Source organism: uncultured Ruminococcus sp. (genome assembly GCF_946415235.1).
Classification (GTDB): domain Bacteria; phylum Bacillota; class Clostridia; order Oscillospirales; family Ruminococcaceae; genus Ruminococcus.
Genome location: NZ_CAMKRR010000130.1, coordinates 1 through 7,574 on the forward strand (window position 1 = coordinate 1; position 7,574 = coordinate 7,574).

The 7,574-nt window shown below is 45.3% G+C and carries 7 protein-coding genes; 4 read left to right on the plus strand and 3 right to left on the minus strand.

Annotation, left to right across the window (positions count from 1 at the left end):
* The 3 genes from Q0R37_RS14460 to Q0R37_RS14470 all read left to right on the plus strand — a co-directional run.
* Nucleotides 1–1,514, plus strand: a 1,514-nt coding sequence (locus Q0R37_RS14460; RefSeq protein ID WP_294755276.1) for an endo-1,4-beta-xylanase, incomplete at its 5' end; no start/stop codon positions are given.
* Between the two features lie 229 nt (nt 1,515–1,743).
* Nucleotides 1,744–2,727, plus strand: coding sequence for an ADP-ribosylglycohydrolase family protein (locus Q0R37_RS14465; protein ID WP_294755277.1), 984 nt, complete (start codon nt 1,744–1,746; stop codon nt 2,725–2,727).
* Nucleotides 2,724–3,302 carry a YqiA/YcfP family alpha/beta fold hydrolase gene (locus tag Q0R37_RS14470; protein WP_294755278.1) on the plus strand — a complete coding sequence of 193 codons (579 nt, stop codon included), beginning with the start codon at nt 2,724–2,726 and terminating at the stop codon, nt 3,300–3,302. The genes Q0R37_RS14465 and Q0R37_RS14470 overlap by 4 nt, the downstream gene beginning before the upstream one ends.
* Nucleotides 3,303–3,328: 26 nt before the next feature.
* Here Q0R37_RS14470 and Q0R37_RS14475 read toward each other — a convergent pair whose 3' ends face one another.
* From Q0R37_RS14475 to Q0R37_RS14485, 3 genes are read right to left on the minus strand one after another with little or no spacing between them, the layout of a single operon-like run.
* On the minus strand, nt 3,329–4,132 hold the full coding sequence (locus tag Q0R37_RS14475) for an ABC-2 family transporter protein (protein ID WP_294755279.1): 804 nt from the start codon (nt 4,130–4,132) through the stop codon (nt 3,329–3,331).
* Between the two features lie 6 nt (nt 4,133–4,138).
* Complete coding sequence (locus Q0R37_RS14480; protein WP_294755280.1) at nt 4,139–4,942, minus strand: ABC-2 family transporter protein; 804 nt, start codon at nt 4,940–4,942, stop codon at nt 4,139–4,141.
* Nucleotides 4,939–5,940, minus strand: coding sequence for an ATP-binding cassette domain-containing protein (locus Q0R37_RS14485; protein ID WP_294755281.1), 1,002 nt, complete (start codon nt 5,938–5,940; stop codon nt 4,939–4,941). Before Q0R37_RS14485 ends, Q0R37_RS14480 begins: the two co-directional genes overlap by 4 nt.
* Before the next feature lie 229 nt (nt 5,941–6,169).
* Between Q0R37_RS14485 and Q0R37_RS14490 the strand changes: the two genes are divergently transcribed.
* A complete protein-coding gene (locus Q0R37_RS14490) occupies nt 6,170–7,549 on the plus strand; it encodes an MATE family efflux transporter (protein ID WP_294755282.1) in 1,380 nt (459 codons plus the stop codon).
* Nucleotides 7,550–7,574 lie beyond the last annotated feature (25 nt).

Below are 7,574 nucleotides of genomic sequence, written 5' to 3' on the forward strand. Positions count from 1 at the left end.
ATACAACCACTGATGTTACAACCACTACAACTACCACAACGACCTCAACCACTACAACGACTACAACAGCTCCGCCTGCAGCAACAGCAGATCCTGCTGACCTCAAGGCACTTCTTGATTCAAAGGTTGAGATTTGGGGAGATGCTAACTGCGACAACGGTATTGATATGGGCGATGCTGTAATTATAATGCAGTCTCTCGCTAATCCAAACAAATATAAGCTCTCGGATCATGGCAGATTCAACGCAGACGTTTACGAGGCAGGTTCAGGCATCACAACAAACGATGCATTTGCGATACAGGCGTATCTCTTAGGTCTTATCAAATCGCTTCCCGAGAGCTATTCATCAAGCATTAATACGGTTCAGACAGCAACAACTACCAAGGATACCACAACTACAACCACAGCCACTGCCAAGTCTGATACTGCAACGACAACAACTGTTACTGCAAAGGACGTATACGCTCATCAGAACCTTAACTATAGGTACGAAAAGGGCGGCGACGGATTCAAGGATTACATGGGGCCCTACTTCCGTCTCGGAGCTGCCGTACAGGGCAATGAAATTAACAACTCAGTGGCTCAGGAGTTCATTAAGAAGCACTACAACTCTATCACCTGTCTGAACGAAATGAAGCCTGATTCTATCGTTAAGAGCGTAAACGGTGATGAAGTAGAGATCAGCCTTTACGGCGCAAATAATATCCTTAAGTTCGCAGAGGAGAACGGCATCGGTGTTCGCGGTCACACGTTTGTATGGTACAGCCAGACGCCCCAATACCTCTTTCAGGACGATCGCGAATATGTTTCCAAGGAACGTATGAACAAGCGCCTTGAGAGCATGATAAAGAACACATTCGCTCAGATCAAGTCCGATTATCCTGACTTACAGCTCCATTCCTATGACGTATGCAACGAGCTCTTCGTTAACGACGGCGGCGGAATGAGACCTGAAAGCAATTCAAACTGGGCAAAAGTATACGGCGAAGGAAACACAGAGTTCGTTGTAAATGCGTTCAAGTATGCAAGAGAGTATGCTCCTGAGGATTGTAAGCTTTACCTCAGCGATTATAACGAATACATGAGTGCAAAGACGAACGACCTTATAAATATGGCAAGAACGATCATGAAGGAGGGCGACTATATCGACGGTATCGGTATGCAGGCTCACCTTGATTCAAAGTATCCTTCGGCAAGTGAGTTTGAAACAGCTTTAGAGCAGTTCGAGGCTCTCGGACTTGACGTTCAGATCACAGAGCTTGATATCTCGAATCGCAATGGTTCTTACGATCAGCTTTATCCTCAGATCTTTGAGATAGCTATGAAGCACGCTAAGAACATCTCCTGCGTGACCCTCTCGGGAACAACCGATGGGATCATTTGGAGAACCGACTACAGTTCACGGCTTCCGTTCAGCAACTATCAGCCTAAGTCATTCTACTATGACATTATAGCTCTTACTCATAAGAAAACGTCAAGTCCTGTAGCTGCGGACACAACTATGACAGACTGATGCATAAGCCAATAATAAACCTCCGCTCTTAAAAGAAGAGCCGACTAAGGGTTATTTAAAAGATTCCCATTAACGTCAAATAAAAACGTTAACGGGGATCTTTTTTCATAAAACACTACTTATACAGAAAATAAAGCGGCAGCCAAGTGGCTGCCGCTTGTTTTGTGTATAATGATTATTGTAAATACTATCCGTATGTGCTATAATGAAGAAAAAAGCAGGTGATATCATGGCTAAGGTAACAAGTGAAGAATATATCAGTAAGATTAAAGGCGGTATTTACGGACTTCTTATAGGTGACGCTCTCGGTGTTCCCTATGAATTCCACATGAAAGAGGACATACCGCCGTCAGAACAGATAGAAATGACTCCGCCCGAGGGATTTGTAAGAGCTCATTCGGGTACAGCTCCGGGAACATGGTCAGACGACGGAGCACAGGCACTTTGCCTTCTTGACAGTCTGCTTTATAAAGGCTGCTTTGATATGACCGATTTTTCAGACAGGCTTCTTGCGTGGTACGAAAACGGTCTGTGGGCAGTTGATAACCGAGTATTTGATGTAGGTATACAGACATCAATGGCTCTTTCTATGTATAAAAGCGGCGGTAAGCCCGAGGACTGCGGCAATGTGCGTCCCGACGGAAAAGGCAACGGAGCTCTCATGCGTGTCCTGCCTTTAGCTTTATGGCACACAGGAACAGATGCTGAGCTTGTGTCCGACGCTCATAAGCAATGCCTTATCACACACGGTAATATCACCAATCAGGTATGCTGTGCTTTATACTGCCTTATTGCAAGGGAGCTCCTTAACAGCAGCGATTTTGATACATCACTTGACCGCGCAGTACAGAAGCTTCGCAGGATATATGCTGATAAGCCTGCGTATTCTGATGAATTCCTGTTCAGACTTCAGCCTGACGAGCCCGATATATGGATAGGCAGAGGCGGCGGATATGTTGTTGACACTCTCAGAAGCGCTGTAATGATACTGAAAACAGTCCTTTCCTATGAGGGAGCTGTAAAACAGGCGATCGCTCTTGGTGATGATACCGATACAACAGCCTGCATCACAGGCGGACTGGCAGGAGTAAAATTCGGTTATGACAATATCCCTGGCCGCTGGCTCGATGTGCTAAGAGATAAGGATAAGGCTGATAAATTGGTAAATAAGCTTATTATGGATATAAGCGCTAATGCAGGTGAAAAAGGATGAAGATACTGAATCTGCACGGCTTCATGGGAGAAGCCGATAACAAGAATTACAAGGCGCTGTGCGGTATTATTCCGCCTGAGGATATTATTTCTCCGCAGATAAAATACAAAGAGACTTCACCTTCTGACCTGCTTGAAAAGCTTTCAGATATGGTGAAGTCTGATGATTATATATTTGTGGGACAAAGCCTCGGCGGCTGGTATGCCGATAAGCTGAGCCGCAGGTTCGGACGTCCCTGCATACTTACAAATCCCTGCTATTTTCCGCATGATCTGGAGCTTATCATAAGCTCGGGCATACCTACTGAGTATGTGGAGCAGTATAGAGATATGTCCGTCAGCACTAAAAATGACCTTGCATACACTCTTTGCAGTGATAAGGATACTATTCTTCCCGACAACTGCCAAAACTGCGAAACTCTCTCGGGAAAAGCCGTAAGAGTTCACGGCAGCCACAGCACTATTGAGAATATAGGTGAGCATATTTCAGCATTCTTTGTTGAGAACGATCAGCTTGCTCTCATTGACTGTCCTGCGGCTTCGTATCAGAAGTTCAGGAAGACGGGTGCTTATTAAGTTGAGACGAATTACGGAATAATATATTACGAACCTGTGCCGCTGTAGTTTTTGGCGCCGTGCATCCATATCTTATAGCTGAGCCAGAAGAACGCAATGCCGATAACAGGTGAGAGCCACGAAAGCACGGGCACCTTGTCGGGGCGCAGTATCACAAGGCTCGGATAGTATGCGATAAACGCGATAGGCATGAGGAATGTGAAGATAAATCTGAATACGGGACTGAATATGGTGATAGGATATTTCGCGTAATCCTTGAAGCGGAACGCAAGGTCGAGAACGTAGAACGAGTTCTGTATCCAGAAGCATGTAGCTGCCGCAGCGTTCTGCATGGCTATCATGATAAGAGAAGCCGTTATCATGAACACTACAGTTTTCAGCAGCATAAGGGGCGTGAAGCCCAGACCAATCTTTATCCATGAATAGATCAGCGTACCGAGCCCGAATGCAAGCTGTCCCAGTCCCTTGATGTCAAATACCTCCGACTGATAATAGAAGAAGGTATTGATAGGACGGAAGCAGTATTTAATGAAGTCTCCCGTGTAGACGTTCTGTCGGAGGCTCCAGTTGTTGTCGAAAAAGCACTGTACAGGAGTCAGCGATACAAGCGAGAAGCCGTAAAGGAACAGCATCTCGTAGTAGCTCCAGCCATTTATGGACGGGAAATTCCTGAACAGTATCCAGAAGCTGATAAAGCCTGCGATATTGGTGCATATCATTCCGACAGTGGATATTATGAAGTCTGCACGGTAGCTCATTTTGCTTTTCAGGTCCTGAGCGAGTATCTTGCAGTATATCTTGGCGTAGAAGCCTAAACCTTTTCTTTTCATGTGTCATCAGCCTCCGTTCACAGTTATCTGTCTCAGGGACACTTTCCAGAACACCTTGCTTATTGCCATCATAACTATGCACCATATAAGCTGAGTGCCGAGGGTTGTGAGAAGAGTTTCGGTATCGGGAGAACCGTTCAGCAGAAGCGACAGCGGTGCATTGTATATGGACTGGAAAGGCAGGAAGTTCACAACAGTCCTGAGGGTATCGGGAAAGAATGCAATAGGGATCGTAGCGCCCGAAAGCAGCAGAACAACGACCTGCTTCATAATGTTTATGCCCCATATCGACTCGGTGTAGAGGCATATAGTGCCTACAATGAAGTCTATGCTGTAATTGACAGAGACCGCCATAACTACGGAAATAACGAAGTAAAGCAGGTTTATCCCCATCGGTACAGCTCCGTGAGTTACAACAGCCACGGCTACGAATGTGGGCAGGAATGTCAGAAAGAACTGCGTAACAAACGAGCCCGAGTACGACCAGAACAGGTACTTTCGGTACTCCATCGGCTTCAGCAGGTCAAGGACTATCTTGCCCGACTGTATATTTCGTCCTATCTCCCAGACGGTATACATCTCCATGAAGTTGAACAGTGCAGTTGCAAGCACAAGGTATATCAGAGTGTCCGTAAATGTCATGCCGTTTACAACATCTGTTCCTGCGGAAGCGTAAATAGCCTTCCAGAGAAAGTATACCACTATGAGGTACAGCAGATTGCCGATAACCATTACAACAAATGACAGGCGGAACTGCAAAGCCTCAATTATGCCTGCACGGGTGAGTGTGAGATATTTTTTCAGCTTCATTGCACACCCTCCTCGTATATCTTCTTGATAACATCCTCGGTGGAGATTTCCTCAAGCTGCATATCTCTTATATTGAACGAGTGCTGCAGCTTGCCGAGAACATCCATGATCTTCGCTTTTTCCTCGTCAACGAGAACAGATATCCACTCATCGTCGGCAGAGACCGAAAAACCGGGAAGCTCTTTCTGTACAAGCTTTGCCTGCTCTTTCAGTCCGCCGTCCATACGGAGCTTAAGTGTACGGTATGAGCCGAAGAAGCTCTTGAGGTGCCCGATATCGTTATCATAGAGCATCCTGCCCTTGTCGATAATTACTATCCTCCTGCAGAGGGCATCAACGTCGCCCATATCGTGGGTCGTAAGGATAACAGTAGTATTCCTCTCCTTGTTAAGGGCGTGTATAAGAGTACGTATCCTCGATTTCATGGCAACATCAAGACCGATAGTAGGCTCGTCAAGGAACACTGTCTTAGGATCGTGGAGAAAAGCCGCGAGGATATCGCTTAGAGTACGCTGTCCGAGGGACATCTGACGGACAGGCTTGTGTAGCAGCGGCTCGATATCCACAAGTGAGCGGTAAAGCTTAAGTATGCTCTCGTATTTTTCGTCGGGTATCTGGTAGATATCTTTAAGTATCCTGAAGGACTCCACAAGGGGCAGAGCCCACCACAGCTGTGAGCGCTGACCGAATACTACGCCTATTTCCTGAGCGTTTTTGGTGCGGTTTTTATAAGGTACGTTACCGCCTACAAGTATCTCGCCCGAGGTCGGTTCGAGAACACCTGTCATCATTTTGATAGTAGTGGATTTTCCTGCGCCGTTAGGACCGAGGTATCCGACGATCTCGCCCTGCTGAATAGTCATTGAGATGTTGTCCACAGCGCGTACAGTCTTGTAGTCCCGTGAAAACAGGTCCTTGAGACTGCCCTTGAGTCCCTCGCGCCGATTGAGCACCCTGAACTCCTTGCTTACATTTTTGATTTCGATTATAGCTGACATAATACTCCCTCTTTGCTAAAGTCTATCATATTAACATTATAACACAAAAATCCTTATCGTACAATGATTTTCAGCAGTTATATTTTTATGTCTGAGTTTTGATAAACGCTTTAGATCCTGCACTTTTTTATAAGCATATCACCTCCGTAAAGGATAATCAATTGATTTTTCTTCAATATCGTGCTATAATCATTCTTAATAAAACATGATACTATGTGAGGCATGAGCAATGAATAAAGATAACGACAAAAGAATATATACACTTAGTCAGGAGGAGCCTGCAAAGGCTGTGCTTAAGATGAGTATTCCCCTTGTTTTCGGAATGTTCATTATGGTCCTGTATAATATGGTGGATACTTATTTCATCGGATTGACCGGAGACGATTATCAGATGGCGGCTGTTAATCTGGCATATCCTGTTATGATGGTCACCGTGGCGATATCAAATATGATCGGCACAGGTGCATCCTCTTTCATTGCACGATGTCTTGGTGCAGGTGAAAAAGAAAAAGCATCACATACCTTGACAGCTGCATTTACGCTGACATTTATCAACAGCATTATCATTATGAGTATAGGACTTGCAGCTCTGTCCCCTATCGTCAGATTACTCGGTGCCAAAGACAATACATTTCTTTATACACAGCAATATGTTCGGGTGATACTGACAGGCAGTTTCCTGACAATGGGAAGCTATACGACAGGCGCACTTCTGAGAAGTGAAGGCTCCGTCCGTTATTCAATGACAGGAATGATCGTTGGGACTCTTATGAATATAATCCTCGATCCCTTGTTGATATTTACCCTGAATATGCAGATACGCGGTGCAGCTATAGCAACAGTACTCAGCAACGGTATCGGTTTTGGCGTATCGGTCATGTATTATCTGCGAAAGGAAACTGTTTTGCGTCCTTCAGCAAAACAAATCAAACCGACTTCGGAAATACTGCGTGAGATATATTGGGTCGGTGTACCCGCCTCACTGGAAACACTGCTGACCTCCGCAGCATACACAGTGAACAATAACCTTGCTGTTGAATACAGCGAATTGACCGTAACTGCAATGGGCATAGCTCAGAAAGTACTGTCTCTCGGCAGTTATGTATATCAGGGCTTTGCTTCCGGTACTCAGCCGATCATGGGATACAATTATGGTGCGAAGAATACGGAACGTATGAGGAAAATACTGAGATCGGGAGTTCTGCTGGTAACAGGGACCGAACTTATCCTGATGATGCTTTACTGTGCTTTCGCTCCGCTGCTGATCGATATTTTTACGGATTCTGCCGAGGTCATAAGCATCGGCACTCACGTTCTGCGAACAATGATGTTTATTCTGCCGTTTGTCGGAACTGTTTCAATGTGCCGAATGTCATTTCAGGCAATGGGAAAGCCTCAGTTTGCCTTTGGGATCACGCTTGTCCGTCAGCTGATATTGTATATCCCGTTACTGCTTTTACTGAACAAAGTCTTTGGATTTAACGGTATGCTTTGGGCACAGCCGATTACAGAAGCGGTCATGATGGGTGTGTCTTTATTGCTTCTCACACGTTTCATTAAAAATAAAGAAAATGGTATGATCACATATGAAAAACACGACGCAAAATAAAGCTTATTTTCATCTTCCGGGACTG

Bases quoted from the DNA above. Each gene is read 5' to 3' on its own strand.
- Q0R37_RS14475 (WP_294755279.1), bottom strand. From the start codon at position 4,132: ATGAAAAGAAAAGGTTTAGGCTTCTACGCCAAGATATACTGCAAGATA.
- Q0R37_RS14485 (WP_294755281.1), bottom strand. From the start codon at position 5,940: ATGTCAGCTATAATCGAAATCAAAAATGTAAGCAAGGAGTTCAGGGTG.
- Q0R37_RS14480 (WP_294755280.1), bottom strand. From the start codon at position 4,942: ATGAAGCTGAAAAAATATCTCACACTCACCCGTGCAGGCATAATTGAG.
- Q0R37_RS14490 (WP_294755282.1), top strand. From the start codon at position 6,170: ATGAATAAAGATAACGACAAAAGAATATATACACTTAGTCAGGAGGAG.
- Q0R37_RS14470 (WP_294755278.1), top strand. From the start codon at position 2,724: ATGAAGATACTGAATCTGCACGGCTTCATGGGAGAAGCCGATAACAAG.
- Q0R37_RS14465 (WP_294755277.1), top strand. From the start codon at position 1,744: ATGGCTAAGGTAACAAGTGAAGAATATATCAGTAAGATTAAAGGCGGT.